The sequence below is a fragment of the Ureibacillus xyleni genome, assembly GCF_900217795.1.
GTDB classification, from domain to species: domain Bacteria; phylum Bacillota; class Bacilli; order Bacillales_A; family Planococcaceae; genus Ureibacillus; species Ureibacillus xyleni.
The window spans coordinates 599802-617322 of sequence record NZ_OBMQ01000001.1; the positions used below are offsets into that span (position 1 = coordinate 599802).

The 17521-nt window shown below is 34.8% G+C and carries 17 protein-coding genes; all 17 read left to right on the forward strand.

Features of this window, described 5'->3' with window-relative positions; translation table 11 throughout:
• Positions 1–94: 94 nt before the first annotated feature.
• The 17 genes from rplS (at position 95) to flgC (ending at position 17521) form a co-directional block, all read left to right on the forward strand.
• Positions 95–439, forward strand: coding sequence for a 50S ribosomal protein L19 (gene rplS, locus CRO00_RS02775; protein WP_097072116.1), 345 nt, complete (start codon positions 95–97; stop codon positions 437–439).
• A 151-nt stretch (positions 440–590) separates the two neighbouring features.
• Positions 591–1154, forward strand: a complete 564-nt coding sequence (gene lepB / locus CRO00_RS02780) for a signal peptidase I (RefSeq protein ID WP_097072117.1) — start codon at positions 591–593, stop codon at positions 1152–1154.
• 69 nt (positions 1155–1223) lie between these two features.
• The gene (gene ylqF / locus CRO00_RS02785) at positions 1224–2096 is read left to right on the forward strand and encodes a ribosome biogenesis GTPase YlqF (protein ID WP_097072118.1); all 873 of its coding nucleotides are present in this window, start codon (positions 1224–1226) and stop codon (positions 2094–2096) included.
• A gap of 112 nt (positions 2097–2208) precedes the next feature.
• The gene (locus CRO00_RS02790; protein ID WP_097072119.1) at positions 2209–2997 is read left to right on the forward strand and encodes a ribonuclease HII; all 789 of its coding nucleotides are present in this window, start codon (positions 2209–2211) and stop codon (positions 2995–2997) included.
• Positions 2994–5192, forward strand: a complete 2199-nt coding sequence (locus CRO00_RS02795) for a hypothetical protein (protein ID WP_097072120.1) — start codon at positions 2994–2996, stop codon at positions 5190–5192. The genes CRO00_RS02790 and CRO00_RS02795 overlap by 4 nt, the downstream gene beginning before the upstream one ends.
• Positions 5189–5482, forward strand: coding sequence for an EscU/YscU/HrcU family type III secretion system export apparatus switch protein (locus CRO00_RS02800; protein WP_097072121.1), 294 nt, complete (start codon positions 5189–5191; stop codon positions 5480–5482). Before CRO00_RS02795 ends, CRO00_RS02800 begins: the two co-directional genes overlap by 4 nt.
• 171 nt (positions 5483–5653) lie before the next feature.
• Positions 5654–6814, forward strand: a complete 1161-nt coding sequence (gene sucC, locus CRO00_RS02805) for an ADP-forming succinate--CoA ligase subunit beta (RefSeq protein ID WP_097072122.1) — start codon at positions 5654–5656, stop codon at positions 6812–6814.
• A gap of 18 nt (positions 6815–6832) precedes the next feature.
• Positions 6833–7735 (forward strand): succinate--CoA ligase subunit alpha, encoded by a 903-nt coding sequence (sucD, locus tag CRO00_RS02810; RefSeq protein ID WP_097072123.1) that lies wholly within the window; start codon positions 6833–6835, stop codon positions 7733–7735.
• A gap of 93 nt (positions 7736–7828) precedes the next feature.
• Positions 7829–8713, forward strand: coding sequence for a DNA-processing protein DprA (gene dprA / locus CRO00_RS02815; protein WP_419865842.1), 885 nt, complete (start codon positions 7829–7831; stop codon positions 8711–8713).
• 213 nt (positions 8714–8926) lie between these two features.
• Positions 8927–11005 carry a type I DNA topoisomerase gene (topA, locus tag CRO00_RS02820; RefSeq protein ID WP_097072125.1) on the forward strand — a complete coding sequence of 693 codons (2079 nt, stop codon included), beginning with the start codon at positions 8927–8929 and terminating at the stop codon, positions 11003–11005.
• Between the two features lie 22 nt (positions 11006–11027).
• A complete protein-coding gene (trmFO, locus tag CRO00_RS02825) occupies positions 11028–12341 on the forward strand; it encodes an FADH(2)-oxidizing methylenetetrahydrofolate--tRNA-(uracil(54)-C(5))-methyltransferase TrmFO (RefSeq protein ID WP_097072126.1) in 1314 nt (437 codons plus the stop codon).
• Positions 12342–12610: 269 nt separating this feature from the next.
• Positions 12611–13510, forward strand: a complete 900-nt coding sequence (gene xerC / locus CRO00_RS02830; protein WP_097072127.1) for a tyrosine recombinase XerC — start codon at positions 12611–12613, stop codon at positions 13508–13510.
• A 17-nt stretch (positions 13511–13527) separates the two neighbouring features.
• Positions 13528–14073 (forward strand): ATP-dependent protease subunit HslV, encoded by a 546-nt coding sequence (hslV, locus tag CRO00_RS02835; protein ID WP_097072128.1) that lies wholly within the window; start codon positions 13528–13530, stop codon positions 14071–14073.
• Entirely contained in the window at positions 14070–15467 is a 1398-nt protein-coding gene (gene hslU, locus CRO00_RS02840; RefSeq protein WP_097072129.1) for an ATP-dependent protease ATPase subunit HslU, read from the forward strand. The genes hslV and hslU overlap by 4 nt, the downstream gene beginning before the upstream one ends.
• Positions 15468–15553: 86 nt before the next feature.
• Positions 15554–16333 (forward strand): GTP-sensing pleiotropic transcriptional regulator CodY, encoded by a 780-nt coding sequence (codY, locus tag CRO00_RS02845; RefSeq protein ID WP_097072130.1) that lies wholly within the window; start codon positions 15554–15556, stop codon positions 16331–16333.
• A gap of 337 nt (positions 16334–16670) precedes the next feature.
• Positions 16671–17063, forward strand: coding sequence for a flagellar basal body rod protein FlgB (flgB, locus tag CRO00_RS02850; RefSeq protein WP_097072131.1), 393 nt, complete (start codon positions 16671–16673; stop codon positions 17061–17063).
• A gap of 2 nt (positions 17064–17065) precedes the next feature.
• A complete protein-coding gene (gene flgC / locus CRO00_RS02855; protein WP_097072132.1) occupies positions 17066–17521 on the forward strand; it encodes a flagellar basal body rod protein FlgC in 456 nt (151 codons plus the stop codon).

Consider the following 17521-nt stretch of genomic DNA (forward strand, 5'->3'; position numbering starts at 1 on the left):
ACATTCTGTGCTTCTATGTGAAGCGCTCATATTACGGTGTTCCGCTGTAGCCAAACAATGACTATAAGAGCATCTGTTAAGAGGAGAGAAAATTATGTCAAACATTATCGCAGAAATTACAAAAGAACAACTTCGTTCAGACTTACCAACTTTTCGTCCTGGTGATACTGTAAAAGTACACGTGAAAGTTGTAGAGGGTACTCGTGAACGTATCCAAGTATTCGAAGGTGTTGTAATTAAACGTCGTGGTGGCGGTATTAGCGAAACATTCACAGTTCGTAAAGTATCTTATGGTGTTGGTGTAGAACGTACATTCCCTGTACACACTCCAAAAATCGCTAAGTTAGAAGTTACTCGTCGTGGTAAAGTACGTCGTGCTAAACTTTACTATTTACGTAACCTACGTGGTAAAGCAGCTCGTATTAAAGAAATTCGATAATCGATTTAGAATGGGGGCTTGGAAGGCAAGCTCCCTTTCTTTTTGAAGAAATAATAGCATAAACTTTATTTGAACACTGTTTATCTTGTTGCTAAAATTGAGTACATGCGCTTTTTTCATTAATATGGGTAATTAAGGGGGAACTTCTCTCGTGGAAAATGTAAAAAAAGAGAAAAATGAACTATGGGAATGGATTAAGGCACTTCTAATCGCGTTTGGTATCGCAGTTCTTATACGTTATTTTTTATTTACCCCAATTGTCGTTGATGGTGATTCGATGATGCCCACATTAGAAGATGGGGACCGAATGATTGTTAACAAAATTGGTTATACATTAGGTGATCCAAAACGATTTGATATTGTTGTCTTCCATGCTCCAGAAGGAAAAGATTATATTAAACGTGTAATTGGGCTTCCTGGAGACCATATTGAATATAAAGACGATCAATTATATATAAATGGGAAACCTTACGAGGAACCATATTTAGAACAATATAAATCCGAATTAACTGAAGGGACACTTACTCAAGACTTTACTTTACAAGATGTTGAACCGACAATAGAAGTCATTCCTGAAGGCTATGTATTTGTAATGGGGGATAACCGCCGCTACAGTAAAGATAGCCGTCATATCGGAATTGTAAGTGAAGAAAAAATTATTGGCAGTACAAGTGTTGTATTTTGGCCATTTGATGAAATTAAAATTGTAAAATAAAAATTTGCATTTTGGGGGAGGTTTTTATAATCTCCTTTTCTTTTTGTAACAACAAGGAGGTTTAACAATATGACAATTCAATGGTTTCCAGGGCACATGGCAAAAGCGAGAAGAGAAGTCTCTGAAAAATTAAAACTTGTTGATATTATTTTTGAATTAATCGATGCACGATTACCTTTGTCTTCAAGAAATCCAATGATTGATGAAGTAATCAATCAAAAAGCAAGGTTATTAATATTAAATAAAGCTGATATGGCCGATGAGTCAGAAACACGTAAATGGGTTGACTATTTTGCCCAAAGAGGTCAAACTGCAGTGGCGATAAACTCTTTGGATGGTAAGGGATTACAAAAGGTGACAAAATCTGCTCAGGAGATCCTTGCACCGAAATGGGAACGTATGAAACTAAAAGGTATGAAACCGCGTGCCATTCGTGCAATGATTGTTGGGATTCCTAACGTTGGGAAATCAACTTTAATTAATCGCCTTGCAAAGAAAAATATTGCAAAGACTGGGAATATGCCAGGTGTTACAAAATCTCAACAATGGATTAAAGTTGGTAAGGATTTAGAACTTTTAGATACGCCAGGGATTCTTTGGCCAAAATTTGAGGACCAAGAAGTTGGTTTAAAATTAGCTTTAACGGGCGCCATCAAAGATACCATTATTAATATGGAAGACTTGGCTGTATACGGTTTAAAATTCCTCTCACTCCACTATCCAGAACGCATGGTAGAACGCTACGGGATATCTTTTGTTCATGAAAATTTAGTTGAAACTTTTGACCTTATTGGAGAAAAGAGAAAGGTTTATGGGCAAGGTGGAGAAATCGATTATGAACAGGTTGCTTTAATTATCGTTCGAGATATTCGAAATCAAAATTTCGGTAAGTTAACTTTTGATATTGTGGATGAACAAATTGAAAAAGAGTCCTTATTATAAATAAATTGGGGTACCATGTAGTATGAAATGGTAGCCCTTTTTTTGCATCAAAAATACATAGTACATATTAATAGCCGATAAAAAGAATAGTAACTTTAGGGAAGTGTAAGTAATGGAAAAAACTATAAAAGAGATAACAAATGCTTTAAATTTAGCGACAGACTACGAAAACTGGATGGAAGAGTTAAAAACTGATCCGCGGGCAGGAGTACAAAAAGCATTTCAACAATGGGAAAAGAAAATGAGTAAACAACAAATTGTGAAAGAGGAACATGAACAAAAATTACAGTTTGACCAATCGTTTTTGCCCTTCGAAAATGCATTGCTCGCAGGTGCTGATGAAGCGGGTAGAGGACCTTTAGCAGGACCAGTTGTAACAGCCGCTGTTATTTTACCAAAAAATTGTGAGCAGTTAATTGGAATTAATGATTCAAAACAGTTATCACGTAAAGCGCGAGAAGAATATGCAGAAAGAATTAAAGAAAATGCAATTGCTTACTCCATCCATTTTCAAAGCGTTGAAGTTATCGATGAAATTAACATATATGAAGCTACAAAACAATCTATGAAAATTAGTATTGAGTCTTTAAGTATTCGTCCAAATATTTGTCTTCTGGATGCACTTAAGTTAGATATTCCGATACCACAACAATCGATTATAAAAGGGGATGCGAAAAGCTTAGCTATTGCGGCGGCCTCAATTTTAGCGAAATGTGCACGGGATGAATTTATGGATCGTTTACACGAACAGTTTCCCATGTATGGATTTAATCAAAATGCTGGATACGGAACAAAGCAACATCTTGATGCACTAGAGCGTTTCGGACCAATAGCAGAACATCGTAAAAGTTTTGAACCAATAAAATCAATGATGAATGAAAAGGAGGAATTACTCCTATGACGTCGACATCTTTTAATCCTATACAATCTCAACAAATAGCGCTCCAGTCAAATCAACCACTAACGTTAAAGCAGGGTCAAGTTTTTCATGGGACAGTAAAAAAACTTTATCCTGATCAGATGGCTGAAATTCAAGTTGGGGGCCATAAACTGTTTGCTAAACTCGAAACCCCTCTAAAAGCGGGAGATTCGCATTTTTTTCAAGTTACAAACATGAACCCCCAAGCACAGTTGAAAGTGGTTACAGGCCCAATGCAAAATTCGCAAACGACACAGCAACTTTTACAGTTATTAGAATCAATGAATTTACCGAAAAGTAGTGAAATGCAAAAAATACTGTCATATTTTATAAAAAATCAATTACCAATTGCTAAGGAAACGTTAGTACAAACAGAATCTTTCTTGAAAAACATTCCAGATAATGCAATGAAACAGGATGCATTAGCAATTGTTCAACGGATGGTTGAAACGAAAATGCCATTTACAAAAGAAATATTTGATGGATTATTAAATGGAGCAAAAACGAGTGGCTTTACAGAGGAACTATTAAATTTCTCTAAGTTACTAAATGAGGATTCATCCGTGTTACCTCAAGTGAAATCAAACATTTTTTCATCACTTCAGACAATTGCAAAACCTTTTGAAAGTGAAACAAGTGGCATGATTTTGGCAAAGGCATTACAAACAATAATGAATCAGAATGCTGAGTCACAAAGCCGTGTCGACTCACTGGATTTATTAAAAGAAGCAAATATTTTACCGCAAAATGCAAAGGTAAATAATTGGTTTTCACAAGCATTTCAACAAGTTAAAACTAATAAAAGTACAGGGAATGATTTAGGAAAGTTAATTTCAACGGCAAAGGTAGAGGATATTCCAAAGATCTTACAACAACTAAGAACTTTTATTAATGAAGGGCAAAATCAAGGGGATGAACTTCCCACTAATATACGCCCAAATTCATCAATAGTGCACGATATATCTAAAATACTTCAACAGCTGAAATCTTTTGATAGTAACGAAAAACAACAAATGACCCAATTAATAAACGAATTTGAAAAGGCACCGAAAAATGATAGCTCTTTACAACAATTTGCTAAACAATTACAGGCCCAATTAGGGAACGATAATACTATACAAAAATCTATAGCAAATGAGATTGTACAGGCTATTGCAAATGGAACTCAACAAAATTTGCCAAGGTTATTGGATAATTTAAAAACATGGCTACATGAACAACCGCTAACAGCAAATCAAAAGGAGCAAATTCATCAATTAATAAATAGATTTGAAGTATTGCCAAAAACTCCACAAACCATTGAAATCTTTGCAAAACAACTTCATGAACAATTAATTAAAGCCTTTTCTGAGAGCTTAAATACGTTTGAATTAAATGAACAAGGGTATTCTAAAAAAGACAATTTGCTCTCCCTTCTAAAACCAGAATCGATAATAAATGCAAATACTACATTTTCTAATTTAGCAAAAACTGCTACTGAGTCAAAACAGCCATTCATACAACAAATGGTAGTCCAAGTAGATGATGAAATTCGGGCTTCTATTGAAGGGAAATCAATGGAATATGCAGTAAAGACAATTTTAAAAAGCTTAGGATTAAGTTACGAAGCATCATTAAATACGAAACCTGAAAACATTCAAGACCATATCCATTCTTTAAAACCGCAAATATTATCATTAATGCAAGATGCAACAACTTCTGCAACGGTGAGAGAAGCAGCAGAAAGTATTTTATCACGTTTAAATGGTATGCAGCTACACTCTGGAGAAAACGGACATCAGCATCAAATAGTAATGCAAATTCCATTACACTTCTTTGGAAAAAACACAGATGCTACAGTTCAGTGGAATGGTAGAATGGGTAAAAATGGTAAAATCGATTCAAATTTTGTAAGAATTTTATTTTATTTAAATATGGAAGCTCTAGAGGAAACAATGGTTGATATGCAAGTTCAAAACCGAATTGTAACTATCAATGTTTATAATGAAAACAATTCTTTAGAAAATCTTGCTATTCAACTAAGAGAATCTTTAAAAAAAGGGCTTTTAGAAAAAAATTATCATCTTTCCGGACTAACTTTTAAAACATTTGAAAAAACTGTCCCTCAAAAAGCAGAAAATTTAAATAAAGTAAAAGGAAATCAAAAATCGCAAAGTGGAGTTGATATCCGCATATGAGCGATAAAAAATATGTAAGAAAAGAAGCAATTGCATTAACTTATAACCAAGAAAAAAATAATAGTCCTAAAGTGGTTGCCAAAGGGAAAGGGAAAATTGCAGACAATATTTTAGAACAAGCGTCTCTTCATAATGTGCCAATTTATGAGGATCGAAATTTAGTCGAATTATTAGGAAATTTAGATTTAAACGAATCGATACCTGAAGAATTGTATCAAGCAGTGGCGGAAGTTTTTGCCTTTATTTACAAATTGGATCGCCGTTACAGTACAGAAAAGCTGAAAAAATAGTTATTGTATAACAGTCAAATAAAAGTAGGGTTTTCCGTTGAAATTAGGTAAAAATGTAATAATACAAAGAAAAAAATACATTTATTACAATTATAGACTTTGTCAGAATATTTGTTTAGAATAGAATGTGTTAATAAAATAATTTCCAAATGCAGAATTGGAGGATGTTTCATGAATATACATGAATACCAGGGTAAGGAAATTTTGAGAAAATACGGTGTTTCTGTACCGAATGGAAGAGTTGCATTTTCTCCTGAAGATGCAGTTAAAGTTGCAAAAGAACTTGGATCGAATGTTACTGTTGTAAAAGCTCAAATTCACGCTGGTGGACGCGGTAAAGCGGGCGGTGTGAAAATTGCCAAAAATCTTGAAGAAGTTAGAGCTTACGCGAAGGAATTATTAGGAAAAATCTTAGTAACACATCAAACAGGTCCAGAAGGTAAAGAAGTTAAGCGTCTTTATATAGAAGAAGGTTCTGATATTGAAAAAGAATATTATTTAAGTTTCGTTTTAGATAGAGCGACTTCAAGAGTAACATTAATGGGCTCAGAAGAAGGCGGAATGGATATTGAAGAAGTAGCAGAAAAAAATCCTGAAAAAATCTTTAAAGAAGTAATTGACCCAATCACTGGTCTGCTTCCATTCCAAGCTCGTCGAATGGCATTTAATATGAATATTCCACCTAAACTAGTAAATAAAGCAGCAAAATTGATGTTAGGCTTATACGAAGCATTTGTTGATAAAGATGCATCAATTTTAGAAATTAACCCATTAGTTGTTACAGGTAATGGAGAGGTAATGGCCCTTGATGCAAAATTTAATTTTGACTCAAATGCACTATACCGTCATAAAGATATTGTAGAATTAAGAGACTTTGACGAAGAAGATCCAAAAGAGATCGAAGCTTCAAAATATGACTTAAGTTATATCTCTTTAGATGGAAATATCGGATGTATGGTAAATGGTGCTGGTCTAGCAATGGCAACTATGGATACGATTAGTTATTATGGTGGACAACCTGCTAACTTCTTAGACGTTGGAGGCGGTGCAACAACAGAAAAAGTAACAGAAGCGTTTAAAATTATCCTTTCTGACCCAAATGTTAAAGGGATTTTCGTCAACATTTTCGGAGGTATTATGAAATGTGACGTAATTGCTGAAGGTGTAATTACCGCTGCAAAACAAATAGGGTTAGAAGTGCCACTTGTTGTACGTTTAGAAGGAACAAATGTAGAACGAGGTAAAGAATTGTTAAATGCATCTGGTTTAAATATCGTTGCAGCAGATTCAATGGCAGATGGTGCCGAAAAAATAGTGAAACTTGTAGGCTAAGGAAGGCGGGGACATTTCATGAGTGTATATATTAATGCAGATACAAAAGTAATCGTTCAAGGTATTACGGGGGAAACTGCCCTATTCCATACAAAACAGATGCTTGAATATGGTACAAAAATTGTTGCTGGTGTAACACCTGGTAAAGGCGGACAAGTTATTGAGGGAGTACCAGTTTTTAATACTGTACAAGATGCGGTAAATGAAACAGGTGCAAATGTTTCAGTTATTTATGTTCCGGCTCCATTTGCAGCAGATGCTATTATGGAAGCCGTTGATGCTGAATTAGATCTTACAATTTGTATTACAGAGCATATTCCAGTTTTAGATATGGTAAAAGTTAAGCGATATATGGAAGGTAAGAAAACACGATTAGTAGGTCCTAACTGCCCAGGTGTTATTAGTGCAGATGAATGTAAAATTGGCATCATGCCTGGTTATATTCATAAAAAAGGGCATATTGGTGTCGTGTCACGTTCTGGAACACTTACGTATGAAGCGGTTCATCAATTAACACAGGCTGGTATCGGCCAAACAACTGCTGTAGGAATTGGTGGAGACCCTGTAAATGGGACAAACTTTATTGATGTTTTAGAGGAGTTTAATAAAGATCCAGAAACTTATGCAGTAGTGATGATTGGTGAAATTGGTGGTACTGCAGAAGAAGAAGCAGCAGAATGGATTAAAGCCAATATGACGAAACCTGTCGTAGGCTTTATTGGTGGTCAAACGGCACCTCCTGGAAAACGTATGGGACATGCTGGTGCGATTATTTCTGGAGGAAAAGGTACAGCAAAAGAGAAAATTAAGGCAATGAACGAGGCTGGAATCGAAGTTGCGCCAACGCCATCTGTTATTGGTGAAACGTTAATAAAAGTAATAAAAGAAAAAGGTCTATACGAAAAATGTAAGACACATTAAAATAAAGGTGTAACGCTTCTTGGCGTTGCATCTTTTTATTTTTTGCGGTCACAACTCGGAATATTTTCTTCTATTTAAAGAGGGGTGATGTTGATGAAAAATCTAAAAGAAATACTTACTCTCCATTATGTGTATCCTCTCACTTTAAAAAAATTCCAAAAACTACAACGATATATAGGTTCTATCGACAATTTGATCAAAGTACCTTCGACGACATTAGCTAATATTTTATCGATTTCTACAAAAAAAGCAGAGAGTATCTTAGTTCAATATGAAAGAATATTAAATACAGATTTAATAGAAGCTTATCAATCTGCTAATATTAAAGTTATTCCATTTAATAATGAGTATTATCCAAAACAATTAAAAGAACTTGTTGATCCACCAACTGTTTTATATGCAAAAGGAGATATCTCATTATTAACGAGACAATTGAAAATAGCTGTTATTGGTTCTAGAAAGGCTTCGAGCTATTCAATAATGGCAATGGATTTTATTATTCCACCTCTTGTAGAGCATAATGCCGTAATCGTAAGCGGTTTAGCGAAGGGGGCAGACAGTTTCGCACATATTGCTGCTATGAAATTTGGCGGTAAAACAATCGCTATATTGGGTCATGGTTTTTTCCATATTTACCCGAAGGAAAATAAAGCTCTTGCTGAAGAAATTGCAGGAAAACATTTGTTGTTAACCGAATATCCACCATATGTTGGGATACAAAAATGGCATTTTCCTAGTAGAAATCGTATTATTAGCGGTATCAGTAATGCAATTGTGGTGACGGAAGCTGCACTAAAAAGCGGAACTCTTAGCACAACTGAGCATGCATTAGACCATGGAAAAGACGTTTTTGTAGTGCCAGGACCTATTCACTCCGAACTTTCTAAGGGGACGAATAGTTTGTTAAAAGAAGGTGCAATTCCAATTTGGGATGGTCGCCAAATAATAGAAGAATTAAATTTATTTATCCGCGAATAAGGAACTATGTATTTTATTAATATCCGAAAAAGTGCGTGGTTTATTTGGCTTATTAAAGTGTTAAATCGTATTTTTCTAAGGTAAATATTGAAAAAAAGTTGCATTATCCTAAAAACTGTTATACATTTTGCAACAGGTATTTATTTTATAAAATAGTGAGTATGTTAAATTTAATGAATATAATTAATTTACCTCTACAAGGGGGAAGTATAGATGGCAGATTATTTAGTGATTGTAGAATCACCAGCAAAAGCAAAGACAATTGAAAGATATTTAGGAAAGAAATATAAAGTAAAAGCTTCAATTGGACATGTACGGGATTTACCACGTAGCCAAACGGGAATTGATACAGAAAATAATTATCAACCTAAGTATATTACGATACGAGGAAAAGGACCTGTACTTCAAGATTTAAAATCAGCTGCAAAAAAGGCGAAAAAAATTTATCTCGCAGCCGACCCCGATCGTGAAGGAGAAGCAATTGCTTGGCATTTAGCAACAGCTTTAAATATCGATACAAATTCTGATTGTCGTGTCGTATTTAATGAAATTACAAAGGATGCAATTTTAGACTCTTTTAAAAATCCTCGTCCAATAAATATGAATTTAGTAGATGCCCAACAAGCACGAAGAATTTTAGACAGACTTGTAGGATATAATATAAGCCCGATTTTATGGAAAAAGGTGAAAAAGGGTCTTTCAGCAGGGCGAGTACAATCAGTCGCTCTTCGTTTAATTATTGATCGGGAGGAAGAAATTAAAAATTTTGTTCCTGAAGAATATTGGACGATTGAAGGAGTCTTTGAAAAAGGCAAAAAACAATTTGATACACTTTTCTTTGGTTTCGGTAACGAAAAAATTAAACTATCAAATGAAGAACAGGTAAATTCAATTTTAAAGAGCTTAAAAGGTGACGAATTCCGAGTTACTAATGTAGTGAAAAAAGAACGTAGACGTAATGCAGCACCTGCTTTTACCACTTCTTCACTTCAACAGGAAGCAGCTAGAAAATTGAATTTCCGAGCGAAAAAAACTATGATGCTCGCTCAACAATTGTATGAAGGAATTGACATTGGGAAAAAAGAAGGTACGGTTGGGTTAATCACCTACATGAGAACAGACTCCACACGTATTTCTGATACTGCAAAAGCTGAAGCAGCAAACTATATCAATGAAAAATACGGCAAAGATTATTTAATTAGTGAAGAAAAGAAATCGAAAAAGGCTACCAATGCACAAGATGCCCACGAGGCGATTCGCCCAACGAGTGTGATGCGTGCTCCAGATGAGTTAAAAGAAGTTTTAAGTCGAGATCAACTCCGCTTATACCGCCTTATATGGGAACGTTTTATTGCAAGTCAAATGGCTCCAGCAATATTAGATACTGTAACGGTGGATTTAAATAATGGAGATGTACAATTCCGTGCAAATGGATCTCATGTGAAATTTCCTGGTTTCATGAAATTATATATTGAAGGTACAGATGACCAAACTGAAGAAACGACAAAACTTCTCCCTGAGATGGAAGTTGGGGATATGGTTAAATCAATTGAAATCGAACCAAAACAACACTTTACTCAACCACCTCCTCGCTATACTGAAGCGCGTTTAGTAAAAGAGATGGAAGAACTTGGAATAGGACGTCCTTCTACGTACGCCCCAACACTCGATGTAATTCAAAAACGTGGGTATGTACAATTAGATGCAAAACGATTTGTTCCTACAGAATTAGGTGAAATCGTCCATCAGTTTATGGTAGAGTTTTTCCCAGAAATCATCAATATTGAATTTACAGCAAAAATGGAAGAAGATCTGGATAAAATTGAAGAAGCTCAAACAAACTGGGTAAAGATCATCGATGAGTTTTATAAAGATTTTGAAAAACATGTAAAACATGCTGATGAAGTGATGGAGAAAATTGAAATAAAAGATGAACCAGCTGGAGAAGATTGTGAAAAGTGTGGCTCGCCAATGGTTTATAAATTAGGTCGCTATGGTAAATTTATGGCTTGTTCGAATTTTCCAGAATGTCGCAATACAAAGGCGATTATGAAGCCGATTGGTGTAAAATGTCCAAGTTGTGATACTGGAGAAATTGTAGAGCGTAAAAGTAAGACAAAGCGTACATTTTATGGTTGTAACACTTACCCAGAGTGCGATTTTGTATCTTGGGATAAGCCAATTAGTAGACCTTGTCCGAAATGTCATGCATTATTAATAGAGAAGAAAATTAAAAAAGGTGTTCAAATCCAATGTACAAAATGTGACTATGAGGAAGCACCAACACAATGATTTAGAAAGATGGTATAAAAAAATGACAGAACAAATTGTTAATGTAATTGGTGCTGGTCTTGCAGGCAGTGAAGCAGCGTGGCAAATTGCAAAACGAGGCGTAAGAGTACGGCTATATGAAATGCGACCAGTTAAGCAAACACCTGCACACCATACAGATAAATTTGCTGAATTAGTGTGCTCTAACTCTTTACGAGCAAATTCTTTAACAAATGCAGTCGGAGTAATTAAAGAGGAAATGCGTATTTTAGATTCAGTGATAATTAAAGCTGCTGACAATGCGTCCGTTCCTGCTGGTGGCGCTCTTGCGGTTGACCGCCATGAATTTGCAGGTTTTGTTACAGAAACTGTAAAAAAACACCCGCTCGTTGAAGTGATAAACGAAGAAGTAACTGAAATTCCTGAAGGTGTCACGGTCATTGCAACTGGACCACTAACTTCTCCAGCGTTAGCGGAAAAAATTAAAGAACTCACAGGTCAGGAATATTTATATTTTTATGATGCAGCAGCTCCAATAGTTGAAAAAGACAGTATCAATATGGATAAAGTTTATTTAAAGTCCCGTTATGATAAAGGTGAAGCTGCGTATTTAAACTGTCCGATGACTAAAGAGGAATTTGATGCATTCCGAGAGGCTCTAATAACTGCAGAATGTGCCCCATTAAAAGAATTTGAAAAAGAGAAATACTTTGAAGGGTGTATGCCGATTGAAGTGATGGCGTCGCGCGGGGAAAAGACAATGTTGTTTGGTCCTATGAAACCAGTAGGATTAGAAGATCCGAAAACTGGTAAACGTCCATATGCTGTTGTTCAATTACGCCAAGATGATGCAGCCGGGACACTTTATAATATTGTAGGCTTCCAAACCCATTTGAAATGGGGAGAGCAAAAACGCGTTCTATCTATGATTCCAGGGCTTGAAAATGTGGAAATCGTACGTTATGGTGTGATGCATCGAAATACTTTTATTAATTCACCAACTGTTTTAAATAAAACTTATCAACTAAGAGCAAATACTAATATCTTCTTTGCAGGTCAAATGACAGGTGTTGAGGGTTATGTAGAATCTGCAGGAAGTGGTTTAATAGCAGGTGTTAACGCTGCAAGACTAGCATTAGGACAAGAACTTATCGAGTTTCCAGTTGAAACAGCACTTGGTAGTATGGTGCGTTATATAACTGAAGCAGATCCGAAAAATTTCCAACCAATGAATGTGAATTTCGGAATTTTCCCAGAGCTAGGTGAAAGAATTAAATCAAAGCAAGAGCGAGCAGAGCGTCATGCAGAACGAGCTTTAACGACAATTCGAAATTTTATGAATAATCATACAATTTAATTGATTAAGCCTTCGTAAATTGTTATAATTTATGAGGCTTTTTCTTTGTTATGAAATGAAGGTTTTGCCTAAATGGATAATAATTTTTTATTAATTCACTGAATTGTTAACTATTTACACAAATATGGCAGTATATCCGACAAAATGCTTGCGATATTTTCAGAATAAGATTAGTGTCAAAGTGACTATTTCTGATTTGGTTACAAGACAGGAGTAATTGGACGAAATACAGTTCTCGTGTAGTACATTTTGATAGGAGGTGTATTACGTTGCAAGTTGAGTCTAAAACTGCTTTGGAACAATTTATTCGTTATATACAGCTCGAAAAAAACTTCTCTGTACATACTGTTCGGGAATATGAATTTGATATAAAGGAATTTCTATCATTTTTAGTTACTGAATGTATTACAGACCTAAATGATGTTGAATATATCCATGCAAGAAACTATGTTACGAAGCTATATGATGATAAAAAAGCCAGAACATCTATCTCTCGAAAAATTTCATCTATTCGGTCATTTTTCAAATTTTTAAATCGAGAGTTTGATTTAAATGATGCTGCTTTTCGCTCACTTTATCATCCAAAAAGAGAAAAACGACTACCGCACTTTTTTTATGAAGAAGAACTCTCTCAGTTATTTGAAAAAAATTTTGGAGAAGACCCTAAATCTATTCGCAACATTGCCTTGCTAGAATTGCTGTATGCAACTGGAATACGTGTTAGTGAATGTACATCCATTGAGCTAGAAGATGTTGATTTGCACTATTCTATTATTCGGGTAATGGGGAAAGGGAGAAAGGAAAGAATCATTCCTTTTGGACAATTTGCTCATGACGCTTTAGTAAGGTACATCGATGAAGTTCGACCGAAATTGATAAAAAATCAAAACCACCGCAAATTATTTGTAAATCTGCGTGGAGGGGAGCTTACTTCTCGTGGTGTAAGTTATATTTTAGAAGAAATGATTAATAAAGCTGCAATGAATACGAAAATATATCCCCATATGTTAAGGCATACCTTTGCTACACATTTACTAAATAATGGAGCAGATATTCGGACAGTTCAAGAATTGCTAGGTCATGCAAATTTATCTTCTACCCAAAAGTACACTCATGTTACGAAAGAACACCTTAGAAGTACTTATATGAATGCACATCCTAGAGCTTAAAATAAGGAGGGAATTTTATGGGACAATTTCATGCGACGACTATATTTGCCATACACCATAATGGGAAATGTGCAATGGCAGGCGACGGTCAAGTTACACTCGGAAACTCTGTTGTGATGAAGCATACCGCTAGAAAAGTTAGAAGGCTATTCAATGGTAAAGTATTAGCAGGATTTGCTGGTTCTGTAGCCGATGCGTTTACATTGTTTGAAATGTTTGAAACCAAATTAAATGAATATGGTGGGAATTTACAACGTGCAGCAGTGGAAGTTGCAAAACAGTGGCGTGGGGATAAAATGTTACGACAACTTGAAGCTCTCTTATTAGTAATGGATCATTCTACGCTTTTACTCGTATCTGGTACAGGTGAAGTAATCGAGCCAGATGATGGAATATTAGCAATCGGCTCTGGTGGCAACTATGCATTGGCTGCTGGTCGTGCATTAAAACAACATTCTAGTCAACTTTCTGCTAGCGAAATTGCAAAAGCTGCGTTAACGATTGCAGCAGATATTTGTGTATATACAAACCATAATATTATCGTGGAGGCGCTTGAAGAATGACACAATTAAATTTAACGCCTAGACAAATAACTGAACAATTAAATCGTTATATTGTTGGACAAAATAATGCAAAGCGGGCTGTTGCTATTGCATTACGTAACAGATATCGTCGTTCACTTTTAAATGAGGATTTGAAAAACGAAATTATTCCTAAGAATATTCTTATGATTGGCCCAACCGGTGTCGGTAAAACAGAAATTGCACGTCGTATTGCAAAACTAACAAATGCTCCATTTATAAAGGTAGAAGCAACGAAATTTACTGAAGTTGGGTATGTAGGTAGAGATGTGGAATCAATGGTTCGTGATTTAGTAGAAGCCTCAAGAAGACTAGTAAAAGATGAAATGACTGAATCTGTAAAAGAACAAGCCGAACAAAATGCCAATGATGTTCTTGTTAAGCTTCTTGTACCATCGAAAATAAAATCAAAAATGACGCAAAACCCTTTTGAAATGATATTTGGCCAGAAGAATGAGAAACAAGAAGATGATTCAAATCATGATGAAACGGAAATTCGCTCAAAACGTTCTCAAGTTGCCCAAGATTTAAAGTTGGGGAAACTTGAAGATGAATGGGTAATAGTAGAAGTAACAGAACAAAATCCCCCATTTATGGAATTAATGCCTGGGATGGGAATGGATCTTGGTTCATCAGGTATGTCGGATATGTTATCGAATTTAATGCCGAAAAAAGTAAAGAAACGCAAAATGAAAGTAAAAGATGCACGACGCGTATTAACAATCGAAGAAGCAAATAAATTAATTGACTCAGATGAATTAGCATCTGAAGCAATACGACGAGCAGAACAGTCAGGAATAATCTTTATTGATGAAATCGATAAAATTGCAAGTCGCAACAGTGGTGCATCAGCTGACGTTTCACGAGAAGGTGTACAAAGAGATATTTTACCGATTGTTGAAGGTTCGACTGTTACAACGAAATACGGACCAGTAAAAACAGACTTTATGTTATTTATAGCAGCGGGCGCTTTTCATATGTCAAAACCAAGTGATTTAATACCTGAATTGCAAGGAAGATTCCCAATCCGTGTTGAACTTGACAAATTAACAAAAGAAGACTTTGTACGCATTTTGAAAGAACCAGATCAATCATTAATTTTACAATATAAAGCATTGTTAGAAACAGAAGGAGTAACGATTAACTTTACCGATGAAGCAATTGATCGAATTGCAGAAATTGCTACAGATGTAAATCGTGAAACGGACAATATTGGTGCAAGAAGACTTCATACGATATTAGAGCGCTTATTAGAAGAACTTTCTTTCGAAGCTTCCGAAATTGCCCCAGCACACATTGAAATTACGCCATCATATGTCGACAAAAAACTCGGTGAAATTTCAAAAAACAAAGATTTGTCACAATTTATCCTTTAAATTGAGCAAAATAGTTACAATAAATTGTTGAAACCTTTAGAATATTAAGTGAATTATCATATGCCTTATTAGGAGGATTTTTTTAAATGAATTTATTATCAAAAACACGAAAAATTAACTCAATGTTACAAGCATCAGCAGGGAAGCCAGTTAACTTTAAAGAAATGGCAGATACACTAGGTGATATTATAGATAGCAATGTTTTTATCGTTAGTCGTAAAGGGAAATTACTAGGTATTTCAATACATCAAAAAATTGAAAATCCTCGTATGAATAAAATGTTTGAAGAGCGTCAATTCCCAGAAGATTATACAGAACATTTATTTGATATTACTGAAACTTCTCCAAATATTGACATCGATAGTGAACATACAATCTTCCCTATTGAAAATAAAGACTTATTTAAAAATGGTTTGACAACAATTGTGCCAATTATCGGCGGTGGTGAGCGTTTAGGAACATTAATTTTAGGACGTCTAACAGAAAAGTTTGAAGACGAAGATTTAATCTTAGCGGAATACGGCGCTACTGTAGTAGGTATGGAAATTTTACGTGAAAAATCAGAAGAAATTGAAGAAGAAGCACGTAGTAAAGCAGTTGTTCAAATGGCAATTAATTCTTTATCTTACAGTGAATTAGAAGCTATTGAACATATTTTTGAAGAACTAGATGGGAACGAAGGATTATTAGTCGCTTCAAAAATTGCGGATCGTGTAGGGATTACGCGCTCAGTAATTGTAAATGCTTTACGTAAATTAGAATCGGCAGGTGTGATTGAATCACGTTCTCTAGGTATGAAAGGTACTTATATAAAAGTATTGAATGACAAATTTTTAGCTGCACTTGCTGAAATAAAAATGAAATAATTGAAAAGTTAAATTTACTCGAAATAGGTTCCATCAACTTTTTAAAGATGGAACCTATTTTTTAATGCAATTAAATAAATACAGAATTTAGAAATTTTTTGATACTTTTTTATTGTTAATAATTTATAATAAAGATTATGTTTCAAGAATTTTGTCGAAATAGGATATTAGATGAGGAATGTGTGACTATTTTGAATCTAAAGAAAATGAAAATTGGTAACAATATACTATTAAAAAAAGACAAAAGGCGATAGACACTTTATGATAAGATACTTTAAAATTAAATTATTGTTTGAAACATAATGTAACTAAAATTTAATATATAGAGGTGAATGGTTTGAACTTATTCGGTGGAACAATCAGTAACCTAGAGAATGGTCTAAATTATGCGTCATTGAAAAACAAAACGATTGCACAAAACATTGCAAATGTCGATACGCCAAATTATAAGGCGAAAGATGTAAGTTTCGAAAAGATGCTTCAAGAAGCCAAAGTAAATGGGTTGAAAGCGAATAGAACTGACATTAGACATTATGATTTTACTATTCAACAATCAACGCCCGGAGTATTTAGCTATGAAAACTTTAAATATCGAAGTAATGGAAATGGTGTTGATATGGATGCACAACAAGCAAGTTTAGCAGAAAATACAATTTACTATAATGCATTAGTAGATCGTATATCAGGGAAATTCAATACACTTAACACAGTCATTAAAGGAGGGAAATAAGTATGTCTATTTTCTCTAGTATGAACACGACTGCATCAGCACTGACAGCACAACGTTTAAGAATGGATGTTATTTCTTCAAATATAGCAAATGTTGATACAACTAGAGCAAGACAAGTAAATGGAGAATGGGAACCGTATAGAAGAAAATCAGTAACACTGACTGAGGATACAGGGCAATTTTCTAGTTTTCTTAGTAAAGCAATGAACAAAGAAGAAAACGCCGGAAATGGTGTGAAAGTAACGGCCATCCGTGATGATAATCAAACACCATTTAAACTTGTTTACAACCCAACCCATCCAGATGCAAATGAAGATGGATATGTAGAAATGCCAAATGTTGATGTACTAACAGAAATGGTTGACTTAATTTCTGCTACACGTTCATATGAAGCGAATGTGACAGTGTTTAATGCAAGTAAATCAATGTTAACAAAAGCACTAGAAATAGGAAAATAA

Excerpts from the sequence above, each read along its gene's own strand:
- codY (WP_097072130.1), top strand. The coding sequence starts at position 15,554 with ATGAATTTATTATCAAAAACACGAAAAATTAACTCAATGTTACAAGCA.
- topA (WP_097072125.1), top strand. The coding sequence starts at position 8,927 with ATGGCAGATTATTTAGTGATTGTAGAATCACCAGCAAAAGCAAAGACA.
- CRO00_RS02800 (WP_097072121.1), top strand. The coding sequence starts at position 5,189 with ATGAGCGATAAAAAATATGTAAGAAAAGAAGCAATTGCATTAACTTAT.
- CRO00_RS02790 (WP_097072119.1), top strand. The coding sequence starts at position 2,209 with ATGGAAAAAACTATAAAAGAGATAACAAATGCTTTAAATTTAGCGACA.
- rplS (WP_097072116.1), top strand. The coding sequence starts at position 95 with ATGTCAAACATTATCGCAGAAATTACAAAAGAACAACTTCGTTCAGAC.
- sucC (WP_097072122.1), top strand. The coding sequence starts at position 5,654 with ATGAATATACATGAATACCAGGGTAAGGAAATTTTGAGAAAATACGGT.
- ylqF (WP_097072118.1), top strand. The coding sequence starts at position 1,224 with ATGACAATTCAATGGTTTCCAGGGCACATGGCAAAAGCGAGAAGAGAA.
- dprA (WP_419865842.1), top strand. The coding sequence starts at position 7,829 with ATGAAAAATCTAAAAGAAATACTTACTCTCCATTATGTGTATCCTCTC.
- CRO00_RS02795 (WP_097072120.1), top strand. The coding sequence starts at position 2,994 with ATGACGTCGACATCTTTTAATCCTATACAATCTCAACAAATAGCGCTC.
- trmFO (WP_097072126.1), top strand. The coding sequence starts at position 11,028 with ATGACAGAACAAATTGTTAATGTAATTGGTGCTGGTCTTGCAGGCAGT.
- flgC (WP_097072132.1), top strand. The coding sequence starts at position 17,066 with ATGTCTATTTTCTCTAGTATGAACACGACTGCATCAGCACTGACAGCA.
- sucD (WP_097072123.1), top strand. The coding sequence starts at position 6,833 with ATGAGTGTATATATTAATGCAGATACAAAAGTAATCGTTCAAGGTATT.
- hslV (WP_097072128.1), top strand. The coding sequence starts at position 13,528 with ATGGGACAATTTCATGCGACGACTATATTTGCCATACACCATAATGGG.
- hslU (WP_097072129.1), top strand. The coding sequence starts at position 14,070 with ATGACACAATTAAATTTAACGCCTAGACAAATAACTGAACAATTAAAT.